The sequence below is a fragment of the Nocardia canadensis genome, from assembly GCF_032656385.1.
GTDB classification, from domain to species: Bacteria; Actinomycetota; Actinomycetes; order Mycobacteriales; family Mycobacteriaceae; genus Nocardia; species Nocardia canadensis.
On the sequence record NZ_JAVCWB010000010.1, the window covers coordinates 1,883,853 to 1,909,335 of the forward strand.

At 70.2% G+C, this 25,483-nt stretch carries 23 protein-coding genes; 9 read left to right on the forward strand and 14 right to left on the reverse strand.

The window, feature by feature from the left end; translation table 11 throughout:
• Positions 1–28: 28 nt before the first annotated feature.
• Entirely contained in the window at positions 29–787 is a 759-nt protein-coding gene (locus Q7X29_RS31880; RefSeq protein WP_218722025.1) for a DsbA family protein, read from the forward strand.
• On the forward strand, positions 784–1,350 hold the full coding sequence (locus Q7X29_RS31885) for a vitamin K epoxide reductase family protein (RefSeq protein ID WP_218722026.1): 567 nt from the start codon (positions 784–786) through the stop codon (positions 1,348–1,350). The genes Q7X29_RS31880 and Q7X29_RS31885 overlap by 4 nt, the downstream gene beginning before the upstream one ends.
• A gap of 46 nt (positions 1,351–1,396) precedes the next feature.
• Here the strand turns inward: Q7X29_RS31885 and Q7X29_RS31890 are convergent, their stop codons facing one another.
• Positions 1,397–2,482 (reverse strand): S1C family serine protease, encoded by a 1,086-nt coding sequence (locus Q7X29_RS31890; protein WP_308248707.1) that lies wholly within the window; start codon positions 2,480–2,482, stop codon positions 1,397–1,399.
• A 116-nt stretch (positions 2,483–2,598) separates the two neighbouring features.
• On the opposite strand from Q7X29_RS31890, the gene Q7X29_RS31895 reads away from it, so the two are divergent.
• Genes Q7X29_RS31895 through Q7X29_RS31905 form a run of 3 tightly spaced genes read left to right on the forward strand, consistent with a single transcriptional unit; the run spans position 2,599 to position 5,646 of the window.
• Positions 2,599–3,651, forward strand: a complete 1,053-nt coding sequence (locus Q7X29_RS31895; protein ID WP_218722027.1) for an NAD(P)-dependent alcohol dehydrogenase — start codon at positions 2,599–2,601, stop codon at positions 3,649–3,651.
• Positions 3,652–3,702: 51 nt separating this feature from the next.
• A complete protein-coding gene (locus tag Q7X29_RS31900) occupies positions 3,703–4,908 on the forward strand; it encodes an AI-2E family transporter (RefSeq protein ID WP_218722028.1) in 1,206 nt (401 codons plus the stop codon).
• Between the two features lie 6 nt (positions 4,909–4,914).
• Positions 4,915–5,646: a ZIP family metal transporter gene (locus tag Q7X29_RS31905; protein ID WP_218722029.1), complete on the forward strand. Its 732-nt coding sequence runs from the start codon at positions 4,915–4,917 to the stop codon at positions 5,644–5,646.
• Here the strand turns inward: Q7X29_RS31905 and Q7X29_RS31910 are convergent.
• From Q7X29_RS31910 to Q7X29_RS31920, 3 genes are read right to left on the reverse strand one after another with little or no spacing between them, the layout of a single operon-like run.
• Entirely contained in the window at positions 5,636–6,211 is a 576-nt protein-coding gene (locus tag Q7X29_RS31910; RefSeq protein ID WP_316576226.1) for a TetR/AcrR family transcriptional regulator, read from the reverse strand. The two genes, Q7X29_RS31905 and Q7X29_RS31910, sit on opposite strands and share 11 nt — an antisense overlap.
• Positions 6,211–6,630 (reverse strand): VOC family protein, encoded by a 420-nt coding sequence (locus tag Q7X29_RS31915; RefSeq protein WP_316576227.1) that lies wholly within the window; start codon positions 6,628–6,630, stop codon positions 6,211–6,213. Before Q7X29_RS31915 ends, Q7X29_RS31910 begins: the two co-directional genes overlap by 1 nt.
• Positions 6,631–6,670: 40 nt before the next feature.
• Positions 6,671–7,948: a phthiocerol/phthiodiolone dimycocerosyl transferase family protein gene (locus Q7X29_RS31920; protein ID WP_316576228.1), complete on the reverse strand. Its 1,278-nt coding sequence runs from the start codon at positions 7,946–7,948 to the stop codon at positions 6,671–6,673.
• A gap of 96 nt (positions 7,949–8,044) precedes the next feature.
• On the opposite strand from Q7X29_RS31920, the gene Q7X29_RS31925 reads away from it, so the two are divergent.
• Positions 8,045–8,584, forward strand: coding sequence for a TetR/AcrR family transcriptional regulator (locus Q7X29_RS31925; RefSeq protein ID WP_316576229.1), 540 nt, complete (start codon positions 8,045–8,047; stop codon positions 8,582–8,584).
• A 43-nt stretch (positions 8,585–8,627) separates the two neighbouring features.
• Here Q7X29_RS31925 and metE read toward each other — a convergent pair whose 3' ends face one another.
• The 3 genes from metE to aceA form a co-directional block, all read right to left on the reverse strand.
• Complete coding sequence (metE, locus tag Q7X29_RS31930; protein ID WP_218722034.1) at positions 8,628–10,958, reverse strand: 5-methyltetrahydropteroyltriglutamate--homocysteine S-methyltransferase; 2,331 nt, start codon at positions 10,956–10,958, stop codon at positions 8,628–8,630.
• A 225-nt stretch (positions 10,959–11,183) separates the two neighbouring features.
• A complete protein-coding gene (locus Q7X29_RS31935) occupies positions 11,184–12,053 on the reverse strand; it encodes a 3-hydroxybutyryl-CoA dehydrogenase (RefSeq protein ID WP_218722035.1) in 870 nt (289 codons plus the stop codon).
• Between the two features lie 161 nt (positions 12,054–12,214).
• Positions 12,215–13,504, reverse strand: a complete 1,290-nt coding sequence (aceA, locus tag Q7X29_RS31940; RefSeq protein ID WP_218722036.1) for an isocitrate lyase — start codon at positions 13,502–13,504, stop codon at positions 12,215–12,217.
• Positions 13,505–14,009: 505 nt separating this feature from the next.
• Between aceA and Q7X29_RS31945 the strand changes: the two genes are divergently transcribed.
• Positions 14,010–15,170: an alpha/beta hydrolase gene (locus Q7X29_RS31945; RefSeq protein WP_316576230.1), complete on the forward strand. Its 1,161-nt coding sequence runs from the start codon at positions 14,010–14,012 to the stop codon at positions 15,168–15,170.
• An 18-nt stretch (positions 15,171–15,188) separates the two neighbouring features.
• On the opposite strand, the gene Q7X29_RS31950 is transcribed toward Q7X29_RS31945, so the two are convergent.
• Positions 15,189–16,025, reverse strand: a complete 837-nt coding sequence (locus Q7X29_RS31950) for an alpha/beta fold hydrolase (protein WP_316576231.1) — start codon at positions 16,023–16,025, stop codon at positions 15,189–15,191.
• 57 nt (positions 16,026–16,082) lie between these two features.
• Here Q7X29_RS31950 and Q7X29_RS31955 point away from each other — a divergent pair, with 57 nt between their 5' ends.
• The gene (locus Q7X29_RS31955) at positions 16,083–16,520 is read left to right on the forward strand and encodes a MarR family winged helix-turn-helix transcriptional regulator (RefSeq protein WP_316576232.1); all 438 of its coding nucleotides are present in this window, start codon (positions 16,083–16,085) and stop codon (positions 16,518–16,520) included.
• Between the two features lie 41 nt (positions 16,521–16,561).
• On the opposite strand, the gene puuE is transcribed toward Q7X29_RS31955, so the two are convergent.
• The 5 genes from puuE to Q7X29_RS31980 all read right to left on the reverse strand — a co-directional run bounded on the left by puuE (position 16,562) and on the right by Q7X29_RS31980 (position 24,094).
• A complete protein-coding gene (gene puuE / locus Q7X29_RS31960) occupies positions 16,562–17,521 on the reverse strand; it encodes an allantoinase PuuE (RefSeq protein WP_316576233.1) in 960 nt (319 codons plus the stop codon).
• Positions 17,518–18,492: an allantoicase gene (alc, locus tag Q7X29_RS31965; RefSeq protein WP_316576234.1), complete on the reverse strand. Its 975-nt coding sequence runs from the start codon at positions 18,490–18,492 to the stop codon at positions 17,518–17,520. Before alc ends, puuE begins: the two co-directional genes overlap by 4 nt.
• Before the next feature lie 168 nt (positions 18,493–18,660).
• Complete coding sequence (locus Q7X29_RS31970; RefSeq protein ID WP_316576235.1) at positions 18,661–19,893, reverse strand: DUF6986 family protein; 1,233 nt, start codon at positions 19,891–19,893, stop codon at positions 18,661–18,663.
• Positions 19,890–23,150 (reverse strand): molybdopterin-dependent oxidoreductase, encoded by a 3,261-nt coding sequence (locus tag Q7X29_RS31975; RefSeq protein ID WP_316576236.1) that lies wholly within the window; start codon positions 23,148–23,150, stop codon positions 19,890–19,892. Before Q7X29_RS31975 ends, Q7X29_RS31970 begins: the two co-directional genes overlap by 4 nt.
• Positions 23,147–24,094 (reverse strand): NADP-dependent oxidoreductase, encoded by a 948-nt coding sequence (locus tag Q7X29_RS31980; protein ID WP_316576237.1) that lies wholly within the window; start codon positions 24,092–24,094, stop codon positions 23,147–23,149. The genes Q7X29_RS31975 and Q7X29_RS31980 overlap by 4 nt, the downstream gene beginning before the upstream one ends.
• Before the next feature lie 103 nt (positions 24,095–24,197).
• Here Q7X29_RS31980 and Q7X29_RS31985 point away from each other — a divergent pair, with 103 nt between their 5' ends.
• The gene (locus Q7X29_RS31985; RefSeq protein WP_218722045.1) at positions 24,198–24,596 is read left to right on the forward strand and encodes a winged helix-turn-helix transcriptional regulator; all 399 of its coding nucleotides are present in this window, start codon (positions 24,198–24,200) and stop codon (positions 24,594–24,596) included.
• Between the two features lie 2 nt (positions 24,597–24,598).
• On the opposite strand, the gene Q7X29_RS31990 is transcribed toward Q7X29_RS31985, so the two are convergent.
• Complete coding sequence (locus tag Q7X29_RS31990; protein WP_449411955.1) at positions 24,599–25,450, reverse strand: FAD binding domain-containing protein; 852 nt, start codon at positions 25,448–25,450, stop codon at positions 24,599–24,601.
• Positions 25,451–25,483: the final 33 nt, after the last annotated feature.

A 25,483-nucleotide genomic window follows, 5' to 3' on the forward strand; every position in this document is an offset into this window, starting at 1 on the left:
CGGTGGGGAGACCACGAACGAAAGGCGTGTGACAACGGTGAGCACGGGCAAGCAGAATCCGCTGGCGGCGGCCGAAGCAGCCGACAGGAAGCGCAAGATCGCGATCCAGGTCGGCGTCGCCGCCGTCCTGGTGGCCCTGGTCGCGGCGATCGGCATCGGCATCGCCGTCAAGAAGTCGGGCTCCGATTCCGAGAACACCGCCACGTCCGCGGCCCAGCTGCCCGCGACCGGCGGCTCGGTGACCGAGTCCGGCGCGGTCCGCATCGGCAATCCGGACGCCAAGGTGAAGGTCCGCGTCGTCGCCGACCTGCAGTGCCCGGCCTGCAAGCAGTTCGAGGCCGCCAACGGTGAGGCGCTGGCCGAGGCCGCCGCCAACGGCACCGCCGTGATCGAGTACCAGATCATCTCCTTCCTCGATCGCGCGTCCTCGACCCAGTACTCCTCGCGCGCGGCCAACGCCTCGTTCTGCGTGGCGAAGTCGGACCCGAGCAAATACCAGGGCTGGCTGCAGACCATGTTCGCCAAGCAGCCCGCCGAGGGCACCGCGGGTCTGAGCAACGAGCAGCTGGTCCAGATCGCGACCGAGGCCGGCTACACCGATCCCGCGGTGGCCACCTGCATCAACGACAAGCCGTACAACGACTACATCACCCAGGTCACCCAGCAGACCCTGAGCAGTGGCGTGAAGTCGACGCCGTCGGTGTTCATCAACGGCGAGCTCAACCAGTCCGACGCCATCTTCACCGAGAACGGCCTGGCGTCCGTGATCGCCGACGCGGCCAAGTGATCACCGCCCCCGCCCGCTCGGCGTGGCTGCTGCTGATCGCCGGGCTGGCGGGGTGGCTGGCGTCGTTCACGCTGACCGTCGAACGCTTCAAACTGTTCGTCGACCCGAATTACGTCACCTCGTGCAGCATCAACTCGGTGCTCTCGTGCGGGTCGATCATGAAGACCGATCAGGCCGCGGTCTTCGGTTTCCCGAACCCGCTGTTCGGCATCGTCGGTTTCTCGGTGGTGGTGACCCTCGGCGTCCTCGCCGTCGTCGGCGTCGGCTTCCCCCGCTGGATCTGGGGCGGCCTGTGGCTCGGCACCGTCCTCGGCGTCGCCGCCATCTGCTGGCTCATCTTCCAGAGCCTCTACCGCATCAACGCCCTGTGCCCGTACTGCATGGTCGTCTGGGCGGTCACTCCCCTGCTGTTCGCCGTCACGACCCAGGAGACCTGGGGCCGCTCCCGCGGCATCATGGCCATCCTCGCCGAATGGCGCTGGACCCTGGTCGTCGTCTTCTACGCCGTCGTCCTGCTCCTCGTCTTCCTGAAGTTCCAGGACTACTGGCTGAGCCTGGTGTGAGCCCGACGTCCCGGCGAAACCCCGGAGAGCGGCGGTTACCGCTGGTCTAGTTCGGGGTGCCTTCGGCGAGGACCACGTCGATCGCGCGGGTGGTGCCGTCGGGGGCGGTGAGGTCGAGGCGGATGCGGTCGGCGGGTTTGCGGGTGTTGATGGCGGCGCTGAGCGCGCGGGCGGTGGTGATCGGGCGGCCGTCCACGGCGGTGATGATGTCGCCGGTGGTGATGCCCGCGGCGCGGGCGGGCTGGCCGTAGAAGGCCCAGTTGACCTGGGCGCCCGCCGGTTTCGCGTCGACGACTTGGACGCCGAGGGTGGCGGTGGGGCCGATGTGGACGGTCTCGGTCGGGGTGCCGGAGCGGATCTGGGCGACGACCCCCATGGCGGTATCGATGGGCACCGCGTAGCCGTTGGCCTGCTTGGGCCGATCGGAGCCGGGGCGCTCGCCGGAAGCCGCGGTGATCACCCCGACGATCGCGCCCGAGCTGTCGGCCAGCGCGCCGCCGGACTGCCCGCCCACGACGGGCGCGGCGATCTGCACCATCCCGCGCAGCGACTTGCGGGTCAGGTCGGCGGAGTTCATCGCGACGATGCTCGCGTCCAGGTCGGTGATCGGCCCGGCGACCGAGGTCGGTTCGCCGCCGTCACCGCCCGCGTCGCCGATGGCCAGCACGTCCTGACGGATCCGCAGCTCGGCCGAGGACCCGAGCCGGGCCGTCGGCAAACCGGACGCCCCCGCCAGCGACAACAGCGCGATATCGGCGGTCGAGTCGTAACCGAGCACGGTGGCCTCGTAGACCAGCCCGTTGCCGATATCGGTCACCGAGACCGCCTCGGCCCCCTTGATCACGTGGTGGCTGGTCAGGATCTGTCCGTCCGGAGTGAGCACGATCCCCGAACCGGCGGCGCTGGTCCCGAACATCGCGGCGTCGACGGAGATATTCACCAGCACGGGCTGTACCCGGGCCGCGACCACCACCGGATCCAGCGGCGCCTGCGGCGGCGCTTGGGCGACCGCGACGTACTCCTGCGCGTGCGGCTTCCAGGGAAGTACCAGGTCACCGCGATATCCCAGGAAGGCGCACACGCCGATCAGCGCGACGACCACCGTCGCGAACACCCGTCCGACAGCGTGCACGAGCCTGTCCTCTCTCGCGAGCCGACTCCTCCATTGTGACCCGGATACGCGGATGTCCGGTATCGATCCGGCCGCGCCGGTTGGCAAACGACGCATGCGGCGGTAGGCATGTCCTCATGAGCACCGCAGCCGCCTACGCCATCCCCGCCCCCGACGGGTCCTTCGAGAAGGTCACGATCGAGCGCCGGGAACTCGGCCCCGACGACGTCCTGATCGACATCAAGTACGCGGGTATCTGCCACTCCGACATCCACACCGCCCGCGACGAGTGGGGCGGCAGCAAGTACCCGTGCGTGCCCGGTCACGAGATCGCCGGCATCGTCGCGGCCACCGGCTCCGCGGTGCGCAAGTACAAGGTGGGCGACCGGGTGGGCGTCGGCTGCCTGGTGAACTCCTGCGGCAAGTGCGTGCCGTGTCTGGCCGGTGAGGAGCAGTACTGCACCAACGGCGCCACCTGGACCTACAACACCCCCGTCCCGGAGTCCGTGCAGCCCGGCGGCTACACGATGGGCGGCTACGCGACCCAGATCGTGGTCGGCGAGAGCTTCGTGGTCGCCATTCCCGAGGGCATCGGCCTCGACGTCGCCGCGCCGCTGCTGTGCGCGGGCATCACCCTGTACTCGCCGCTGCGGCACTGGAACGCCGGGCCGGGCAAGAAAGTCGCGATCATCGGCATGGGCGGCCTCGGGCACGTCGGCGTGAAGATCGCCGCGGCGCTCGGCGCCGAGGTGACGGTGCTGAGTCAGTCGCTGCGCAAGCGCGACGACGGCCTGCGGATGGGCGCGGACCACTACTACGCCACCAGCGACCGGGAGACCTTCCGCCAGCTGCGCGGCACGTTCGACCTGATCATCAACACCGTCTCGGCGAACCTGCCGATCGACCACTACCTGCGCCTGCTCGCGCTCGACGGCACCCTGGTCATCCTGGGTCTGCCCGATCAGCCGATGAGCGTCACCGGCCGCAACCTGGCCGCGTTCCGCCGCTCGCTGGCGGGTTCGATGATCGGCGGCGTCGCCCAGACCCAGGAGATGCTGAACTTCTGCGCCGCGCACGGCATCGGCGCGGAGATCGAACTGATCTCCGCCGACGAGATCGATTCCGCCTACGAGCGGGTCGTCGCCAGCGACGTGCAGTACCGCTTCGTCATCGATACCGCGACCATCTGAGCCCCGCGCGCCAGCGCGCGGAAATCGGCGCGTCCTCGGTACCGTGACCGGGTGGCTGCCGACGACGAATCGACCTCTGGCCCCGCCGCACCGGCGCAGGCGCCGGCGACCGGCCCGGCGCTGCCCGCGTTCTGGACGGTCCGCACGCCGCCGCGCTGGCTGCCCCGGTCCCTGCTGTATGCCATGCTGGCCGTCGCCGGGCTGATCGCGGCGTTCTGGATCCTCGGTAAGTTGCAGGGCCTGCTGACCGTGCTGCTGGTCTCGCTGTTCCTGGCGTTCGCGATCGAGCCCGCGGTGAATTGGCTTGCCGCCCGCGGTGTTCGGCGCGGCGCGGGCACCGGTGCGGTGTTCGGCGTGCTGCTGCTGGTGATCGTCGCGTTCGTGTGGACGCTGGGCGCGCTGCTGATCAGTCAGGTGACGATGCTGGTCGGCAACGCGCCCGACTATGTCCAGGACCTCGTCGACTGGTTCAATTCGACGTTCCACCAGGATCTTTCCGGCGACGACCTGACCAAGTACGCCTCGGAGTGGAGCTCGACGATCGAGGGCTATCTGGTCGGTCTGGCCGGAAACGTCTGGGGCATCGGCACGGTCGCGATCGGCGCGATCTTCCAACTGCTCGGGGTCTTGCTGTTCACCTTCTACTTCGCCGCCGACGGCCCGCGCTTCCGCACCTGGGTGTGCTCGCTGCTGCCGCCCAAGCAGCAGAAGCACGTGCTGCGGGCGTGGGACATCGCGGTCGAGAAGACCGGCGGCTACATCTATTCGCGCGCGCTGCTGGCGCTGTGCTCGGCGGTCGCCCACTACGTCGCGCTGCGGGTGCTCGACGTGCCGTCGGCGTTCGCGCTGGCGCTGTGGGTCGGCGTGGTCTCGCAGTTCATCCCGACCGTCGGCACCTACCTGGCCGGCGCGCTGCCGGTGCTGGTCGCGCTGGTGCACGATCCGATCACCGCGCTGTGGATCCTGCTGTTCATCGTCGGCTACCAGCAGTTCGAGAACTACGTGCTGCAGCCGCGGATCACGGCGACCACCCTGGACATGCATCCGGCGGTGGCCTTCGGCGCGGTGATCGCGGGCGCGGCCCTGCTCGGCCCGACGGGCGCGCTGCTGGCCATCCCGGTGACGGCGACGCTACAGGGTTTCGCGGGGGCCTATGTGCGGCGCTACGAGGTCACCGAGGACGCCGACACCCCGCCACCGACGAAGAAGAAGCGCAAGTCCAAGCAGCCGGAACCCGCCGAGCAGAGCGAGGAGTAGGCCGTCATGGCGATCCTGCTGTCCCTGGTGTCGATGCTGTCGACGCTGTTCGGTGGCTTCGTCGCCATGCGGATCGGCGACCGCAAGCATCTGGTGCTCGGGCTGGCCGCCGGCGTCATGCTCGGGCTGGTCGCCTTCGATCTGATCCCCGAGGCGCTCGAGCAGTCCTCGGGCGAGGTGTACGGCGTGCCGGTGGTGCTGATCGCGGCGGTGGTGGGGTTCCTCAGCATCCACATCCTCGAGCGCGCGGTCGCGATCCACACCGGTCACGAAGGCGAATTCGGTTCGCACCACCACGGATTCGAGTCGGTCGGGCTGCTCGCCGCGGCGGGCCTGATCTTCCACAGCACCCTGGACGGTTTCGGCATCGGCCTCGGCTACCAGGCGGGCGCCACCGTCGGCATGTCGGTGGCGATCGCGGTGATCTGCCACGACTTCGCCGACGGCTTCAACACTTTCACCATCCCCACGCTGTACGGCAACGCCCGCAAACGGGCGCTGACCCTACTCGGGCTCGACGCCGTCGCCCCCGTGATCGGCGCGATCCTCGGCACCCTCATCCATGTCCCCGAGCAGTGGATCGGCCTGTACCTCGGCTACTTCGCCGGTTTCCTGCTCTACCTGGCCACCGCCGACATCCTGCCCGAGGCGCACGCCGAGCACCCGTCCCGGCTGACCCTGCTGAGCACCGTCACCGGCGTGGCCGCGATGTTCGGCGTCGCCGCGATCAGTCACTGACCGGGCGCACCAGGCGCACGACCGCGTCCACCGACGCATCGACCAGCGCGTCGTCGAGCGGCAGGTGTCCGAAGAGCGCGCGAAAGTAGATCGGCGCGGCCACCGCGTCCAGCACGAAGTCCAGGTCCACGCCCGGATCGACCGCACCGCGCGCCATCGCCGCGCGCAGGGCGGTCGCGGTGCTCGCCCGGCGCGGTTCGAAGACCGTCGCCAGGAAGTGCGCGCGCAGGTCGGGATCGTTGGCGAGGTCGGCGACCAGCGCGAGCAGTACCCGGTCGAGGCAGGTGTCGCGCAGCGCGGCGACCAGCTCACGCAGCGCCACGGTGAGATCCGCGCGCAGGTCGCCGGTATCGGGTGTCGGCCGCACGCCCAGCATCTCGGCGACCACCGCGACGACCAGATGCCGTTTGGACGGCCAGCGCCGGTAGATCGCGGGCCGATGGACCCCCGACCTGGTCGCCACCTCGCCGATGGACAGTTCGGCATAACCCCTGTCGGCGAGCACTTCCCGGGTCGCGGCGAGCACCGCGGCGTCGATGCGGTCCTCGCGCGCGCGTCCCGGCATCAGAACACCGGCCGCGGCACGAGCATGACGATCCATCCGTCCGGATCGGGAAAGGCCATGCCGCCGTTGGCCGCCCAGTACGGGTTCTCGGCGGGGACCGGCTGCGCGCCGAACTCGCCGAGCCTGCGCACCGCGTCGAACATGGCGGACTCGCCGTCGAAGTAGAGCACCAGCAGGTTCTCGGCGCTCGGCGCCGTGCCGGGACTGCCGTCGACGTGGGTGGTGAATTCGAGGTGGTAGTCGGTGCCGGGCAGGCCGAGCATCACTCCGTCGTAGCCGGCGTGGTTGTCGAATCGGTACAGCTCACGCAGGCCCAGCCCGTCGACGTAGAAGCGCACCACCTCGTCGAGACGGTCCGTCGGGCGGGCGATCCGGACCTGCGCGACGCGCAGGGAGTCCGGCCAGGTCGTCGGGTCCATGCCAAAACAGTACAGTACGTACCGTAACGAAGCCAGGTCGTCAGTGCAGGTCGTGCAGCAGCTCGGCGAGGGTGAGGCGCAGCTTGTCCATGCGAGAACGGCTGTAGTGGGCGGTGTCGTATTCGAGCTGGAGGGTGAGTCGGCCGGCGATCGTGAAGACGGTGAGCTTCGGCGGCATGGCCGGGCCCATGGCGAAGACGTCGTCACGCAGGAAGGCGAGGTCGTCGGGAAACGAATGTGGCCGCAGGCGGCCGATATTGGAGATGGCCAGCGTCGGTGGGGACGACAGCAGGCCGGCGGTGAACTCGTCGGCGACCCGCTGGACCGCGAGCGGGAAGCGGGCGGGCTCGCGGCGTTCCAGCCCGGCGCGTAAGCCGGATTCGACCATCCGGGCCAGCTCGAGCGGACCGGCGTCACCGGTGGCACGCACCAGAATCCCGGAGCCCGACGCGTAGTTGACCATCGTCTCGACCGGCACCGGCGGGTGGACCGCACCGCGCACATCAGCCGCGTAGCCGAAGAACAGCGGCAGTGCGCCCGGCTCGGGAAACCGGCTGCGAACGGCGGCCAGCGCCGCGCCGCTGACGACACTGTTGACCGAAATCCCCTGCGCGCGTGCCACTGCCACCAGGTCGGCGGTCTCCTCGGCGGACAATTCGATGCGCTGCATGGCGAACCGGCCGAGCGGGTCGGCGCCGGTCCCGTCACCGTCGCGTGGCAGCACACGCGGGGCGTCGCCGGGGCTCATCGTCATCGCGCCCGCCCGCAAGTCGTCCAGCCACGAGTCCGCTTCGGCCGCCGTCACCACCTCGGCCAGGCGGGTGTCCATCGCCTCGGGCAGCCGCTGATCCGGATCAGGCTGCGGCACAGCGTCTCCGGTCACGTGCGCGGTGTAGTGCCGCCACAGCCGATCCAGCAGCGCGAACCCCGAGCGACCGTCGGAGATGCCGTGATGGAGGACGAGCACGATCTGCTGCCGCGCGCCCGCGCGCAGCAGGCAGGCGCGGAACAGCCCGTCGCGCCAGTCCTGCGGCGCGTTGATCAGTGCGAGGTACTCGGCGTCGCCACCCTCGACGACATCGAGGCGCGGGCGGAACTCGTCGTCGCGGACGAAGCGATCGCCCACCACCCGGCTGCGCAGCAGCGGGTGCGCGGCGGCCAGTTCGTCGAGCACCCGTCGCAGGATTGCGAGGTCGAGCGAGCCGTAGACGGTGCTGGCGAGGAACAGCGGCATTCCGGCGGTCGGCACGTTGCCGAGGGTGGTGTCGGTGCCGAAGTAGGTGGATTCGAGCGGGGAAATCGGGCGCTGAGCGGTCATGACGCCAACATACAACTGTTTCAAACACTTGTCACTGACGTTTGTTTGAAACCGATGTCACAAACAGGCGTATGCGGTCCTTGCTATCGTGCGCGGGTGGGAACCCGAGAAGATCTGCTCGACGCCGCCAAGCGCTGCCTCGCCGAACGCGGCTACGCCCGCACCACCGTGCGCGACATCGTCGCCGCCTCCGGCACCAACCTGGCGGCCATCAACTATCACTTCGGCACCCGCGACAAGCTGCTGCAACAGGCGATGCTGGAGTCCAGCGCCACCGCGGTGCAGCACATCCTGGACTCGCTGCCCGCCGCGGACCCGACCGACCCCACCGCCCGCCTCGAGGACTTCTGGCAGCGCCTGATCACCTCGTTCGGCGAGGACCGCGCGCTCTGGCAGGCCAACGCCGAATGCCTCAATCAGGCGCTGCACTCCCCCGAACTCCGCGCCGAACTCGGCGCCGCCCAGGAACTGGCCCGCAGCGGTCTGTCCGAGGCCTTCGGCGACGACCGCGATCTCGGCGGCGTCCTACAGACGATGATCGGCGGCCTGCTGCTGCAATGGCTGATCGACCCCGAGCACGCCCCCACCCCCACCCAGCTCACCGCAGGGGTCCGGGCCCTGCTCCCCCGGACATGACAACGGGCGCACCGGATACCGGTGCGCCCGTTGTCCCTTCGAGCTATTCGGCCGCGGTCGCGGCTTCGGCCGCCTCGGCGGCCAGTGCCCGGCGGCGCACGCGGCGCGCGGCGGCGACCATGTTTCGCAGCGAGGGCTCGAGCTGCCAGTAGTGGCGGGTCTTCAGGCCGCCGTCCGGGTTGGCCCAGAGTCGTTGCGGGGTCACCGCTTCGGCGGCCTGGGTGAGCAGTTCGTCGAGCTCGTCGATATCGGGGATGCGGGCCGAGCGGCTCTCGTACACACCGGGGCCGACGCCGTGGCTGAGGCCGTGGCCGGTGGCGACGTCCTCGGTGAGCGCCTGCATCACCCATTCGATCGAGCGGGTCGCCACGATCGCGGTGACGTCGGCGTCGAGCTGCTCGATCGCGTCGACCACCTCGGTGCGCCCGGAGTAGCCGATGTGGGTGTGGATCTGGGTGTCGGCCCGCACACCGGAGGTGGCCAGCTTGAAGGCGCCGACCGCCCAGCGCAGGTACTCCTCGCGCCCCTGCGGACGCGGCGGCAGCAGCTCACGGATGGCGGGCTCGTCGACCTGGATGATCGCGATGCCCGCCTTCTCCAGGTCCACCACCTCGTCGCGGATGGCCAGCGCCACCTGGTCGGCGGTCTCGTAGAGCGGCTGGTCCTGGCGCACGAACGAGCGGGCCAGCATGGTCACCGGACCGGTGACCATGCCCTTGACCGGCTTGTCGGTCAGCGACTGGGCGTAGGTGGTCCAGTCGACCGACATCGGCGCGGGCCGCGAGACATCGCCGTAGATGATCGGCGGGCGCACACAACGCGAGCCGTACACCTGCACCCACCCGAAGCGGGTGGTGGCGAAGCCGTCCAACTGCTCGGCGAAGAACTGGATCATGTCGTTGCGCTCGTGCTCACCGTGCACGAAGACATCGAGGCCGATGTCCTCCTGCAGCCGGATCGTCGCCTCGATCTCGGCCTCGACCTGCTTGCGGTAGTCCTGCTCGGACAGCCGGCCCTGGGCCACCTCGTGGCGGGCCTGGCGCAGTCTGACGCTCTGCGGAAACGAGCCGAGCGTGGTCGCGGGCACCACCGGCAGGTTCAGCCGCTCCTGCTGGGCGGCGCGGCGCTCGATGTACGGCTCGCGCTCGCGCATCTCCGGGGTCACCGCGTACACGCGCTGGCGCACGGCGTGCTTCTGCTTGAAGTGCACCTCGGTCGGGCGCTTGCGCCAGTTGTCCGAGGGACCCTCGGTGAGTGCCTTGGCCAGCGAGACCACCTCGCCCACCTTCTGCTTGGCGAAGGCGAGCCGGTCGGCCACGTTGCCGTCGATGTCGTACTCGGCGAGCACGTCGTAGGGCACGTGCAGCAGCGTGGTGCCGGTGGACACGACCAGGTCGGGGCAGACCTCGGCGATCGAGTTCAGGTAGCTCAACGTGACGAAACGGTCGGCACGCCAGACGTTGGTGCCGCTGATGACACCGGCGTAGAGACGCTTGCGCTTGATCCCCGGGATCGCGGCCAGCTCCTCCGGCGTCATCCGATAGGACGACAGGTCAAGGCCGATCGCCTCGACATTGCTCGCGGCCAGGATGCGCAGCGCCTCACCGAAATCGCCGTACTGGCCGGTGACCAGGATGCGCGGGCGCAGCGGCGCCTTGGCCAGCCGCTGGTAGGCCTTGTCGAAGGCGGCCAGTTCGGCGGCCGATCGCTCGCCGGTGAAGCAGGGCTCGTCGAGCTGCACACAGGTCGAGCCGCGCTTGGCGAGGATCTCGAACAGCTCCTCGTAGAACGGCAGCAGCTTGTCGAGCAGGCTCAGCGTGTCGAACTCGGCCTCGCCGGGCACGTGGCCCGCCTTCGACAGCAGCAGCAGCGACACCGGGCCGAGCACGACCGGGCGCAGTTCGATCCCGCGCGCGATCGCCCGGTCCCACTCGTCGAGCAGGGCCTCCGGATGCAGCGAGAACGTGGTGTCGGCGTCGAGTTCGGGCTGGCGGTAGTGGTAGTTGGTGCCGAAGAAGCGCACCAGCTCCAGCGGCGGCAGGTCCGGGTTGCCGCGCGCCATCAGGAAGTAGAAGTCCAGGGGGTGCATGCCCTCCTGGTGCTCCTTGAACCGCGACGGCACGGCACCGAAGAGCAGCGCGTTGTCCAGGATGTGGTCGTAGAAGGAGAAGGTGTTGCCGGGCACCTGGGTCAGCCCGGTCGCGGCCAGCTCGTTGAACTGGCGCTCCTGGATGTCCCGGCCTACGGCGAGCAGTTCCTCGCGCTCCAGCGATCCGCGCCAATACGACTCGAGCGCACGCTTGAGCTCGCGGTGCGGACCGATCCTCGGATATCCGAGAACGCTCGACCCGAATCCATCGGTGACGTTGACCATGACCGGGATACTCCCTTTCGATCACCTGCGCCGGCACCCGGACGACGCCGGACCCGCGCATTGCTGCGCTCGACATATCGCCGGGCCACGCTGACGCGTCCGGCAACAGCAGCTTAGGCCGCGCGCGCGGGCCTTCGCCGTTCCCCCTGCAAACACCCCCGAAATGACCGAAGGCCACCGTCATCGCGTAGTCGGTGATGACGGTGGCCTCCGGGGAGCAAACCCCTACTTGCCGTACTGGTAGAAGCCGGCGCCGGTCTTCTTGCCCAGCAGGCCCGCCTCGACCATCCGCATCAGCAGCGGCGGAGCCGAGTACAGCGGCTCCTTGAACTCGGCGTACATCGAGTCCGCGATCGATTTCACGGTGTCGAGGCCGACGAGGTCGGTCAGCGCCAGCGGGCCCATGGGGTGGGCACAGCCGAGCACCATCGCCTTGTCGACGTCTTCCTTGGTGGCGAAGCCCGACTCGACCATCCGGATGGCCGAGAGCAGGTACGGCACCAGCAGCGCGTTGACGACGAAGCCGGAGCGGTCGGCCGAACGGACGACCTGCTTGCCCAGGATGTCGGCGGCGAACTGCTCGGCGCGCTTGGCGACCGGCTCGCTGGTCTTGAGGGTGGTGACCAGCTCGACCAGCGGCAGCACGGGGACCGGGTTGAAGAAGTGCAGGCCGACCACGCGCTCGGGGTTCGCCGTGGCGACCGCGATCTTCATGATCGGGATGGAGGAGGTGTTGGAGGCGAGCACGGCGTCGGGGTCGGTGACGACCTTGTCCAGCTCGCTGAAGATGGCCGTCTTGACCTCTTCGTTCTCGACAACGGCCTCCACGACCAGCTGACGGTCGGCGAAGTCGCCGAGATCGGAGGTGAAGCGCAGCCGCCAGGCCGCCTGCTCGCGCTCCCGCTCGGTGATCTTGCCGCTGCTCACGCCACGGTCCAGCGAGCGCAGGATCCGAGCGCGGCCCGCGGCGGCGAGTTCGCGACTGGTCTCGTAGACGAGGACGTCGACGTGCGCGCGTGCGCACACTTCCGCGATGCCCGCGCCCATCTGTCCGGCGCCGATGATGCCGACGCGCTGAATCTTCTCGCTGCTCACGTCCCGCTCCTGCTGTGTGTCTGGCTCTGGGGTGGCTGGGGTGGTCATGACGACCAAGTTATAGGGATGCCCTCCCACACCGGGGCTGTTCGGCGTGGGAGGGCGTACACCCCTACCGGAGTAGAGGAAATGGTGTTGCTAGTCGAAGCAACCCCGGCGGATCAGTGGAACTGACCCTCTTCGGTGGAGCCCTTCAGGGCAGCCGTCGAGGTGTTCGGGTCCACGGTGGTGGCGATGGTGTCGAAGTAGCCGGCACCGACCTCACGCTGGTGCTTCACGGCGGTGAAGCCACGCTCGGCGGCAGCCTTGAACTCGCGCTCCTGCAGGTCGACGAACGAGGTCATGCCGTCGCGGGCGTAGCCGTACGCCAGGTCGAACATGCCGTAGTTCAGCGAGTGGAAGCCGGCCAGGGTGATGAACTGGAACTTGAAGCCCATCGCGCCGAGCTCACGCTGGAACTTCGCGATGGTCGCGTCGTCCAGGTGCGCCTTCCAGTTGAACGAAGGCGAGCAGTTGTAGGCCAGCAGCTGGTCCGGGAACTCGCTGCGGACGGCCTCGGCGAACTTGCGCGCGACCTCGAGGTCCGGCACGCCGGTCTCCATCCAGATGAGGTCGGCGTAGGGGGCGTAGGCCTTGGCACGCGCGATGCAGGGCTCGATGCCGTTCTTCACACCGAAGAAGCCCTCGGCGGTACGGGTGCCGTCCAGGAACTCACGGTCGCGCTCGTCCACGTCGGTGGTGAGCAGGGTGGCGGCCTCGGCGTCGGTGCGGGCGATGATCACCGACGGCACGTCGGCGACGTCGGCGGCCAGACGCGCGGAGGTCAGGGTGCGGATGTGCTGCTGGGTGGGGATCAGCACCTTGCCACCGAGGTGGCCGCACTTCTTCTCCGACGCCAGCTGGTCCTCCCAGTGGACACCGGCGGCACCCGCGGCGATCATCGCCTTCTGCAGCTCGTAGGCGTTCAGCGCGCCACCGAAGCCGGCCTCGGCGTCGGCCACGATCGGGGCCAGCCAGTTGGCGACCGAGTTGTCACCCTCGACCTTGGAGATCTCGTCGGCGCGCAGCAGCGCGTTGTTGATGCGACGGACCACCGACGGGACCGAGTTCGCCGGGTACAGCGACTGGTCGGGGTAGGTGTGGCCGGACAGGTTCGCGTCACCGGCGACCTGCCAACCCGACAGGTAGATGGCCTTCAGGCCGGCGCGAACCTGCTGCACGGCCTGGTTGCCGGTGAGGGCGCCGAGGGAGTTGATGTAGTCCTCGTTGTTCACGAGGTCCCACAGGATCTCCGCACCGCGGCGGGCGAGGGTGTGCTCCTCGACAACGTTGCCCTGCAGGGCGACGACCTGCTCGGCGGTGTAGTTGCGGGTGATGCCCTTCCAGCGCGGGTTGGTGTCCCAATCCTGCTGGATCTCCGCAGCGGTCTTCGGGGTGCCGACAGTCGACATCTCTGACTCCACTTCCTCGGTGTGGTCGGTGCTCCTACGGTCCAGCCGTGAAACAACCGGCGGCTTAACGCTTTCGGTTGCGCGACTCGTACTGCTGAAGCAATTTGCAGGCTTGCTAGGACTAGCTAGGGCCTGAGGGGTGTACTTCCACACGATGGCACACCAGGAAATAGCCGTCTACCTGTTGCTTATGTGAATCTCAGCTAGGTTTGCCGCCGCGTTTGCTAACTTTGCGAAATTTGCGGGCTAATTGCAAGCACCCGCCCTACCGGCCGGTAGCGCTGACCAGGAGTTTTAGCATAACGCCCGTACTGTTAGCGCTTCCCGCCCGGGCGCCGCCCGACACGCCCAACCCTCGCACCTTGTGAGCTGTTTCACACACCACGCCGGGCAGGAATGGTGTGCGTGTCGTCACTGCATTCGCCCGAGGTCGACGCGCACCCCGGAAGCGGGGGCGCGGTGGGCAGTCCTGGACACTCGTCCGCGAAGACGAGAGGGTGACCCCATGAGGATTTCGAGGATCGCGGCCACGTCGAAGGTCGCGCTGACGGTGGTCGCGGCGACGGCCGCGATGAGCCTGGTGCCGATGGCGGCGAGCGCGCAGCCGGCGCCGCGGACCGGGAGTGTCGTCGGCGTCGAGGCACTGTCCCCGGCAGCGACGCTGCCCGGCTCGGCGCGCGCCGAGCGGTTGCTCTACCGGTCGACGACCGCGGGCGACCAGCCGACCACGACCAGTGCCGCCGTGTACTTCCCGACGGGCGAGGCGCCCGCGGGCGGGTGGCCGGTGATCGCGTGGGCGCACGGCACCGTCGGCCTCGGGGACGACTGCGCGTACAGCGTGGCGGGCCCCGCCGCGGTCGAACGCGACTGGGCCTACCTCGGCACCTGGCTGAGCCAGGGGTACGCGGTCGTGGCGGCCGATTACGCGGGCCTCGGCGGCCCGGGTGAGCACCCGTATCTCAACGGCGTGGTGGAGGCGCACAACGTGGTCGACGCGGTGCGCGCGGCCACCACGCAGTACCCGGCGCTGTCGAACAAGTGGGCCGTGGTCGGCCAGTCGCAGGGCGGCGGCGCCGCGGTGTTCACCGCTCGCTACGCCACCGAGTTCGGCGGTTCCGCCCTCGACTATCGCGGCGCGGTCGGCACCGGCGTGCCCGCCTACATCGAGGACGTCATCGGCCTACTCGGCCCCGGCATGCCGCCGATCGCGCTGAGCGCGCACCTGTCGGCCTACGTGCTCTACATCCTCAACGGCCTGCGCACCACCTTCCCCGAGCTCGACATCGACAGCCTGCTCACCGAGTCGGGCCGCGACTGGGTCGCCCGCGCCCAAACCGGTTGCATCGGCCCGCTCGGCGACGAACTCGCCGCCGCGAAGCCCAGCCTGGGCAGCCTGCTCGCCCGCCCGCTGTCGTCGATTCCCGATCTGCGCGGGCTGCTCGCGCGCTACATGGGCCTGCCGGAATCCGGCTACGACCGGCCGGTGTTCCTGGGTCAGGGCCTGCGCGACACCGATGTGGTCACCCCCGAGACCCTGCGCTTCGCCGCGGTGCTGACCGCGAACCGCCAGCCGGTCACCGTCCGCACCTACCCCACCGACCACGACGGCACGGTCAACGCCTCCCTCGTCGACTCGCTGCCGTTCGTCCACGGCCTCTTCGCCTGAGCACCGGACCCGGCCCGGTCAGGGCCGGGTCCGCGCCAGGACCGCGCGCACGACGGCGGCGTACGCGGCGGGATGGGTGAGATTCCCGTTGTGACCGCCGGGGAATTCGACCAGCGGCGCGTCTCGCAGCTCGGCCAGCTCGCGCGCGCACTTGTGGTCGAAGACCTGCGGCCCGGTGGTGCGCCCGGTCGCGGGCACGATGCGCACCGGTGATTCCCGCAGCGCCGTGACATCGACGCAGTCGGCCCGGACGGCGGTGAAGTCGTGGCCGAGGAAGTACTCGAAGTTGCGTGCGCGCTCGGCGGTGATCGGCGCGAGCCGCACCCCGGGCTCGACATCCTGGTTCGCCGGATCGATCCCGAGCGTGCGCACCATCGGTGCCAGCGCCGCCCGCCAGCCTTCGGCGCGGAAGACCTCCTGACACTGCGCGAGTTCCGCCAGGTGATGGGCCCGCTCGGTCGCGGCCAGCAGCCACGGACTCACCGGCTCGTGCGCGATCAAGGTGCGCAGTTGCCCCGGATGCGTCACCGCCAGGTGCAGCCCGATCGAGGCGCCCATACTGCAGCCGAGCATCGCCACCGGCGCGTCGGTGAGCGCGGCGAGCAGCCGGTGCGCATCGTCGGCGTGGGTGGCCATCGACGCGCCCGGCGTGCCGTGGATCCGGCTGCGCGAGAGCCCGCGCCGGTCGTAGGTGATGACGGTGAAGTCCGCCTCCAGTTCCCGCACCAGCGCTTCGCTGCGCCGCGCGCCCCCCTCCCCGCTCTGCGAGATCAGCAGCATCGGCCCGTGGCCGCGCACCTCGTAGTACAGCTCGGCGTCGGGAACCGGCAGCGTGTCGGCGTGAATCGTGCTCATGCCACCCACCGTAATTCATCAAATTTGATACATCAAGAGTGATGTAACTTGAGCGGTATGGATGGAGTCGAACTGTTCCTGCTCGGGCGAACGCTGATGAAGATCGGCGAGGAGGCCCTGCCCACGGCGGGTCTCGCCGGCGGGCACCGCCCGGTGCTGGTGGTCACCAGCGACATCGTCGCCCACCCGGACAGCACCGTCGGTGAGATCGCCCGCCGCACCGGACTGCCGCAGAGCGCGGTGTCGACGGCGGTCGCCCGGCTCGAGGAGGCGGGCTCGATCACCACCGCCACCGACCCGCGCGACCGCCGTCGCACCGTCATCCGCCCGGCGGAACGGATCTCGGCGCGGGTCGCCCAGATCCGCGCGTCCACCATCGACGCGGCCGTCGCCGCGGCTCTGCCCACCGCCGACCCGGCCGCGACCGCCGAGGTACTCCAGGCCTTGGACGTCCTCGCCCGGCACTTGCGCCCGCGGGGCACGGAACCACGATAGAAGTGCCGCGCCCCTCGAATTCGGGAGCGCGGCCGGACTTCTCACACCATCGGCGGATGCACCTTGCGCCAATGTTCGGCGATGTCGATCCGCCGGGCGATCCACACTCCGTCATGGGCCTGCACGTGATCGAGGAACCGTTCCAGCGCCGCGGTCCGCGCGGGCCGGCCCGCCAGGCGGCAGTGCAAACCGATCGACAGCATCTTCGGACTGCCCTCGGCGCCTTCGCGATACAGCACGTCGAACGCGTCGCGCAGGTGCGCGAAGAACTCGTCGCCGTTGGCGAAGCCGGCTGGGGAGGCGAAGCGCATGTCGTTGGTGTCGAGGGTGTACGGCACGACCAGGTGGTTCTGACCCCGCACCTCGGTCCAGTACGGCAGATCATCGGCGTAGGAGTCGGAGTCGTAGACGAATCCGCCGTGCTCGACGACGAGCTCCCTGGTATTCGGCGAATCGCGGCCGGTGTACCAGCCCAGCGGGGCCGCGCCGGTCAGCTCGGTGAGCACGCGCACCGCCTCGGCCATGTCCGCGCGCTCGATATCGCGATCGATGAGCTGATACGACTTCCATTGCAGCCCGTGACAGGCGATCTCGTGGCCGAGCTCCCGAAAGGCCGCCACCGCTTCGGGATTACGCTGCATGGCCCGCGCCACCGCGAAGATGGTGAGCGGCAGCCCGCGCCGCTCGAAGGCGCGCAGCACCCGCCACAGCCCGGCGCGGGAGCCGTACTCGTAGAGCGATTCCATGCTCATGTGCCGGTTCGGGAACGCCTCGGCCGGAGTCATCTCGGACAGGAAGGTCTCCGAGTGCGGCGACCCGTCGAGGACGTTGTTCTCCCCGCCCTCCTCGTAATTCAGCACGAACTGCACGGCGACCCGCGCGCCGCCGGGCCACTGCGGATCCGGCGGATTCGGGCCATAGCCGACGAAGTCACGAATCTCACGCCCACCCGTCACCCGATCGCCGCCCCCCACGGAATCGCCGCGCGATACTGTGCTCATCCCAGCTCCCCGTAGAGCCGCAGGCGGGCGAGGCCGCCGTCGGGATAGATGTCGAGGCGTACCTCCTCCACCGAAGCGGCGGCAGGCGCGAGCGCGAACCGATGCCTGGTGTCGGGCAGCAGATCGGTGCGCGGCAGCAGCTCGACCTGGGTGCCGTCGTTGGTGAAGCCGGTGAGCGAAGCCGCGCCGGGGCTGTTGCCGAGGAAGCAGGAAGTGTCGATCTCGGCGAGCCGGATCGCGCCCGGACCGGCCAATCTGATGCGCACCCAATCGTTTCCGTCGTCGCGGCGTCGGGCGGTCTCCCAGCCGTCGCCCATCACCCTGGCCAGGCCGGGGTAGAGCAGCTGGTTGGGCGAGCTGTAGAAGCGGTTGGAGCAGTCCAGGACGAGTGCGCCGTTCTCCAGCGCGGCCAGGTCGAGCGGGCCGAGGCCCAACAGCGTCGGGTCGGGTCTGCCCTCGCCGTGCACGCGCAGGCGGGCGACGCCGCCGTCGGGGTGCATGGTGAGTTTCACGTGGGTCCAGCGGCTTTCGCTGTCGATGGGGAACGGATTGCGGCTGTCGCCACCCACCTTCACCCGGTCGAGGAGGGTGACCCAGTCGGTGCGAGCGGCGATCTCCTCGGCGGGCGGATACCCCTCGATCGCCAGCGCCGACAGCGACACCTCGGGCGGGTAGTTGCCCTTGAACCAGGCGGTGTCCACCACGACACCGCGGATCACGCCCGGCACGCCGAGCCGCACGATGGCGCTGTCGTCGCCGGGCTTGCCCCGGTGCCGTCGGGTCTCCCAGCCGTCGTAGACCTGTCCCTTGTGCCCGAAGGTGGCCGGTCGATATTCCGACGGACCCGGGTTGACCAGGTTCTCCTTCTCCGCGAAGAACTCGTCGTTCGCCCAGATCACCGACCCGCCGAGGGATCGAACCGCCAGATCGGGGAGCAGCGTGAAATCGTCGCCGCCGAGGTGTGTGGTCACCGTTGCCTCCTATGCCTCAGGTGCTGCGGGCCCAGCCCGCCGTGGAGTACTGCCTGCGCGTCTCGCCGCGCGGCCGCTCGAATCAGCGGCGCGCCGCGGTCGTCCGAGCGCGACATCGCCCGAGCCGCATGGCGTTGGCTTGCCGATGCCCCGGCACTCCCCGGTGGGTCATCGCGCGTCCTGTGGCGCGTACGTGCGCGCGACCAGCGCCTCGAGCACCGCGACGGTGAGTTCCGGTGCCCGCGTGCCGAGTTCGTCGGCGGTGACTGCACCACAGCGCAGGCCGCGCAGCACCGTGGTGGCGAGGGCTTCCGCGGTGGCGGGCTCATCGATTACGCCGCCGGAGCGCCGGTCCAGATAGGCCAGCAGGCGCGGGACGGCGACGTCGATGGCGGTGCGGAAGAAGTCGTAGGTGGCCAGCCAGCGGGTGATCAGGTGCCCGGGATGCATGTCCCAGCCCTGGTAGTAGCCGCGCCGCAGGGCCCGCTCGACCAGACGATGGTGATTGCGCAACGCGCCTTCGGGATCGGCGTCCGGCACGATCTGGGTGGAGCCGTCACAGATCCACACCCCGGTCTGGGCGGCGGCGACCTGCATCACGGCCTTGGCGTGGTCGGCCGCCGGATGGTCGAGGGCCTGATCGGTGGCGGCGATGCCGCAGGCGGCGGTGTAGTCGTAGGTGCCGAAGTGCAGTGCGCTGCACCGCCCGTCGGCCAGGGTGATCATCCGGGAGATCGGCGCCGTGCCATCGGGGGCGATGATCGCCTGCGGGCTCTCGATCTGGAGTTCGAAACGCAGGGTCCGCTCGGGCAGCCCGTGCACCGCCTCGATCCCGGCACAGAGATCGACGATCGCCGAGACCTGTTCGGCCGCGCGGATCTTCGGGACGGTGAACACGAAGCCGGGCGCGACCCCGCCCGCCGCGTCGAGCACGAGTTCGAGGGTCCGCAGGGCGCGCCTGCGCTCGGCGGCGGCCAATCCCTTGGTGCGAACGCCGAACGAGCTGGGAGCGCCGGGAGTTCCGGCCCAGCTCGCCAGGGCCTTGCCCGCGGCGGCCGCGGCCGCGTCCTCCTCGTCGTCGGCGCGGAAACCGTAGCCGTCCTCGAAGTCGATCCGCAGGTCCTGCACCGGCTGCTCGGTCAGCCTGCGGCGCACGGCCGACAGAGCGTCGGTGGCGTCGAGGCCGACGAGGAGATCAGCGTGCCGGTGCAGCAGCTCCAGCGCGGCCGCGCCCCACTCGGCGGGGGTGTCGGCATCGGCGCGGTCGGCGGCCACATAGGCGGTGTGCACCGGCTGGATCCGGTCACCCGCTCCCGGGTAGCGCGTCCGCAGACCGGCGTCGACGGCGTCGAGGGTGGCGTCGATGCGGGCGCGGATGTGCTCGGGTAGCTGGGAGTTCACCCGGCGGCTCCTTCCTGGATGAGCCGCCACACACGGTCGGCGGTCATCGGCAATCGGTCCGGTCGGGCGCCGACGGCGTCGCGGATCGCGTTCGCCAGGGCCGGCGCCACCGGGTTGTACGGGGACTCACTCATCGATTTGGCACCCAGCGGGCCCAACTCGTCACTGGTTTCGGCGAAATACACCTCCGTGCGGGGCAGGTCGGCGAACTGGGGAAGGTGATAGTGCCGCAGTGTCCGGGTGGTCACCACGCCCCGCTCGGTGCGCATGTCCTCGTAGAGCGCGGTACCCAGCGCCTGCGCCACCCCGCCCTCCACCTGACCGCGCAGCTGCACCGGATTGACCACGGTGCCCGCGTCGGCCACCTGGATCGATTGCAGGACGCGCACCTCGCCGGTGCCCGGCCGGACCGCCACCCGGAAGGCGTGCACATTGAAACTCACCGAGCGCGGGGTCCCCGCGTGGGTGCCGTGCGCGATCAGCTCCCCGTCGGCGAGCAGCTCCTCAGCGGTCATCAGCTCGGCGCCGCATCGCACCCCGGCCGCCGACAGCACGCAGTCGCGTTCCGGGTGCCCGCTGACCTTCGCGGCCCTGGCCAGCAGCATCGCGTGCAATTCCAGCGCCGCCGCGTAGGCGGCCTTGCCCGCGACCATGGTGCCGGTGGAACCGAACGCGCCGGTATCGTGCCCGACGACGTCGGTGTCGGACTGCCGGATCCGGATCCGGTCGGCGCTCGTGGCCAGCGCGGTCGCGGCCAGCTGCGCGTGCACCGTGGTGGTGCCGTTGCCGAATTCCGCCGTGCCGACACCGATCTCGTAGGTGCCGTCGGGGAGCAGGCGGGCGGTGGCGTCGGCGTGGTGGCCGCGTGGGGGCACGGTGGCGATCATCGCCACGGCCATCCCCTCGCCGATGCGCCAATCCGGGTCCGGCGCGGTGACGCCGTTGCCCCGGCGCAGTGCCCGCTGGGCGGTGTCGAGGCACTGGTCGAGGCCGTAGCTGCCGAAGGTGAGGTCGCCCTCGTCGACTTCGGCGCCGGTGAACCGGTCGCCGGGAACGACGACATTGCGGCGCCGGAATTCGAACGGATCGATGCCGAGCTCCCTGGCCAGTTCGTCGATGGCCGACTCGACGCCGAAGATCACCTGGCCGAGCCCGTAGCCGCGGAACGCGCCGGAGGGAACGTTATTGGTGTACACCGCCTGTGCGTCGACCCGCTTGTTCGGGCAGCGGTACACCGCCACCGATTCGCCGACGGCGTGGAACATCACGCCCGCGCTGTGGTTGCCGTAGGCGCCCGCGTCGGTGAGCACATCGACCGAGAGCGCGGTCAGCAGGCCCGCAGCGTCGGCCGCCGCGGTGACCGCGACCCGCATCGGGTGCCGGCAGGTGGCGGAGGTGAATTCGTCGGTCCTGGTGAACTCGTACTGCACGGGATGCCCCGTCCGCAGCACCGCCAGCGCGATCAGATCCTCGGCCAGCATCTCCTGCTTGGCCCCGAAGCCGCCGCCGACCCTGGCCGCGAACACCCGCACCCGATCCCGATCGAGCCCGAACACGTGGCACAACTCGTCGCGCACCAGGAACGGCACCTGAGTGCTCGACCGGACGACGAGCCTGCCGGTCTCGTCCAGCCAGCCGACACCGCCGTGGGTTTCCAGGTGCACGTGCTGCACCCGGGGCGAATGCCACACCCCGCGCACCACTTTCGCCGCGCCATCGATTCCGGCCTCGAAATCACCGACCCCGCCGTGGATCTCGGCAACGAGATTGCGCCCCGGATCGGCGATCCGCGCCGACTCCGGCTTGTCGCCGTGCAGCTTCGGAGCGTCGGCCGCCAGCGCGGACTCGGGCTCGAAAACAGCTGGCATCAGGTCGTATTCGACCCGCAGCGCGCGCACTCCGGCCTTGGCCGCGTCCAGGGTCTGCCCCACCACCGCGGCCACCCGCTGGCCCGCGAACCGCACCGTGCGATCGAGGACGAAGGTGTCGTCGGGATCGTCCTCCCGGAATTCGTGCCGTGCCGTCGAGAAGGCCGTGGCGGGCGCGTCCGTGTGGGTCAGGACCAGCCGCACCCCCGGAATCGCCTCCGCCGCGGCGGTATCGATGGACACGATCCGCGCGTGCGGATGCGGGCTGGTGAGCACGGCCAGATGCCACGGCGCGACGGGCGGCATCCGCTCGCCCGCCCCGGGCACCAGATCGAGGGTGAACGGTTCCGCGCCGCGCACGATCCGCGTGCTCGCCGGCGCCCGCACCCCGTCACCCATCTGGCCGGGACCGTGCTCGCGCCGCGTCGTCGCATCGACCCGAGCCTCGACCGCCCCCACCGCGGCACCGCCCACCTCGGGCCCCACCACCGCGGACACGACGGTGACCTCGTCCTCCCCCGCCCCCGACTCCCCGGCGACATAGGAATCCACCGCCGGGCCCCTCGCGATCAGCGGTGCACCCGAACCCACCTGGTCGTCACTCGCGCCGACCATCTGGCCCTCCCCCGAGCCGGCCACCTGACCCGCGCCAAAGCCGGCCACGTGATCGGCTCCGGTCCGCGCGTCGACCTGCGAAGCGTCCGCCTTGTCGGCCGGAGATCCCTCCCTGCGATCGGCCGACCGCACCTCCGCGACGCCCGCACCGGACGACGACCTCGCTGCTGCCACGGCACCGCCCGGCCGATCCTCCCGATCATCGGCGGCCGTCTCCACAGGATGGGCGCTGCGGGATTCGCCGACATGGTCGCCCGCGCCGGGTGCGGGGGTGGACGTAGTTGTGCACAGTGATGCACAGGAGGCCGAGAGGGCGTCGGCGATGGCGCGATAGCCCGTGCAGCGGCACAGATTCCCTTTGAGCAGCTCGGCTCGCTCGGCGTCGATGACCGCGGACCGGTCGGCCTGCGCGGCGACCTGTGCGGTGGCGTCACCCCGACCGGCGGCCAGACCGGTCGCCGTGACCACCATTCCCGCAGTGCAGTAACCACATTGGAACCCGGCGTGCTCGACGAAGCCACGCTGCACCGCGTTCGGTCCGTCGGTATCGGCCAGGCCGGCGGCGGTGGTGACGCTGCGCCCGTCGGCGCGGTGCGCGGGAATCAGGCAGGAGTGGACCGGTTCGCCGTCGAGCAGGACCGAGCACGCGCCGCAATCGCCGGAGTCGCAGCCCCGCTTGACCGCGAGCTCGCCCTGTTCGCGCAGCAGGGTGCGCAAGCATTGCCCGGGACGCGCGGTCACCTCGACCGCGCGTCCGTCGATGTCCAGTCTCATGAACCACCTCCTGGTGCCGTGGTCAGCACGAGCCGGCCGCGCAGGCCGCCCTCGGCGAGCCGGGTGTGGGCCCGTACCGCCTGCTCCAGCGGCAGCGTGTCGGCCACCCGCAGGGTGAGGTCGTAGCCGGCGAGGGTGGCCAGGGCGGCACCGTCGGCGCTGATCCAAGCGTGGTGAACGCGGATGCCGCGCAACGGGATCGGGTCGGCACCAGCGACCACGGTGACGAACGAACCCCGGTTGCGCACCGCGGCCAGTGCCCTGGTGCTCAGCCCCGCGGTGTCCAGTACGGCGTCGACGCCGCCGGGCACCACCGCGCGCACCGCCTCGGCCAGATCGGCGGCCTCGCGCGACACCACCCACTCGGCGCCCAGTTCCCGCACCAGATCGGCATCGGCGTCGCCCACCTGCGCGACCACCCGCAGTCCGCGCCACCGCGCGGCGATCTCGACCGCGAACCCGCCCACCGCGCCGGCCGCACCGGTCACCAGCAGGGTGTCGCCCTCGGCGAGGTCGAGCAGATCCAGCGCCTGGACCGCGGTCAGCCCGCTCAACGGCAGGGTGGCCGCCTCGATCGCGGACCGTCCGGCGGGCGCGGGCGCCACCGCCGAGGCATCGAGCACCAGATAGTCGGCGTAGCTGCCCAGCGACCGGTCGAGCAGATCCCGCAGCCCGATCACCCGCTGACCGGCGACGAACCCCGTCACCCCGGCACCGACCTCGTCGATCTCGCCCGCCACGTCCCAGCCGATCCCCGTCACCGGGCGCGGCGCCATCAGCCCGGCCTCGACCAGGGCGCCCGCCCTGGTCACCGCGTCGACGGGATTCACCGCCGCCGCCGCGACCCGGATCCGGACCTGGCCCGGTCCGGGCGCGGGGACGGGAACGTCGACGAGTTCGAGTGCTTCCGGTCCGCCGAAACTGTGGACGACCACTGCGCGCATGATGATTTCTCTCTCTTCCGTAGGTACATGTCGAACCTAGGGAGAGCTACTCTCTATCGGGAAGTACGCACTGCGAAGTGCGTACCGCACGCGAGGGAGAGCCATGACCACACGCACCGCCGCCGAGCGCCGCGCCGAGGCGGGCGCGGCCTACAACGCCTACGTGGCCGAGTGCCCGGCCAGGCAGCTGCTGGACCGGATCGGCGACAAATGGGTCAGCCTGGCGATCAACGCGCTGGCCGAGGGCCCGCTGCGCTACAGCGAGGTCAACCAGCGACTGGCCGGTGTGAGCCAGAAGATGCTCACCCAGACCCTGCGCAATCTGGAACGCGACGGCCTGCTCGCGCGCACCGTGCTGCCCGAGGTGCCGGTCCGGGTGGAGTACCGGCTGACCCCGCTCGGCGAGGAACTGCTGCCGGTCATGCGGACCATCAAGGGCTGGGCCGAGCAGCACATGGATCAGGTGCTGCGCGCCCGCGCCGCCTACGACGCGCGGTCCTGAGCTCACGAGGACCCCCTGAGTTCGGCGGCTACCTCGGCGGCCAGCAATCCGGTGACGTGCGCGCGCCAGTCCGGCGCACCGTGCGGATCGTCGAACCACACCTGCGGCTCCAGCTCGGCCAGCGCGGCCGCGAGATCGAATTCGGTGGGCACCGTGTCGAAGTCGAGCACCACCGGCCGCACGGTCGCGGCGGTGACGGTGATCGCGCACCGTCCATCGGCCTCGCGCCTGCCCATCACCACGGCCCCGGAACGTCCGAGCGGGGCCAGCGCGATCTTGCGGAAACCGGTGCGCGCCAACAGACTCGCCGTCGGCACCAGGAACGAGCGGACGACGGCACCGGCGGCGAGGATGTTCTCGCCGGGTCCGGTGACGAAGTCCCGCAATGGAATTCGACGTTCCCCACCACCACGCGGCCAGATGACGGCCGTCGCGTCCAGCGCCACCAGCGCGCCGAGGACCGCACCGGCTGGCAGCGACAGGCAGACGTTCCCGCCGACCGTCGCGGTGCGCCAGATCTTGTGCGAGGCCAGCAGGGCCCGACAGGACTGCGCGAACAGCGCCGTCCCGGGCCACTCGGGCCGCAGGACGGCCGACCCCAGTTCCCGGCCGGGACGCGCGCCCGCGAAGTCGGCCAGCGTGCAGGTCGCGGCGATCTCGAGCCCGTCGCCGCGCTCCAGCATCGGCGCCCAGCCGAGGGTGGTGATGTCGACGAGCCGGTCGAGCCGATCGTGCGGTTCGGAGAACAGGAACGTGCCACCGGCCAGGACCGCGCTCCCGGCGCCGACCTGGGCCAGGTCGGCGCGATCACGGGCGAGAACCACCTCTCGAACAGTGTCCAGATCCACGTTCACCTCGCTTACCTCACCGGCCACAGTAGGGGCCGG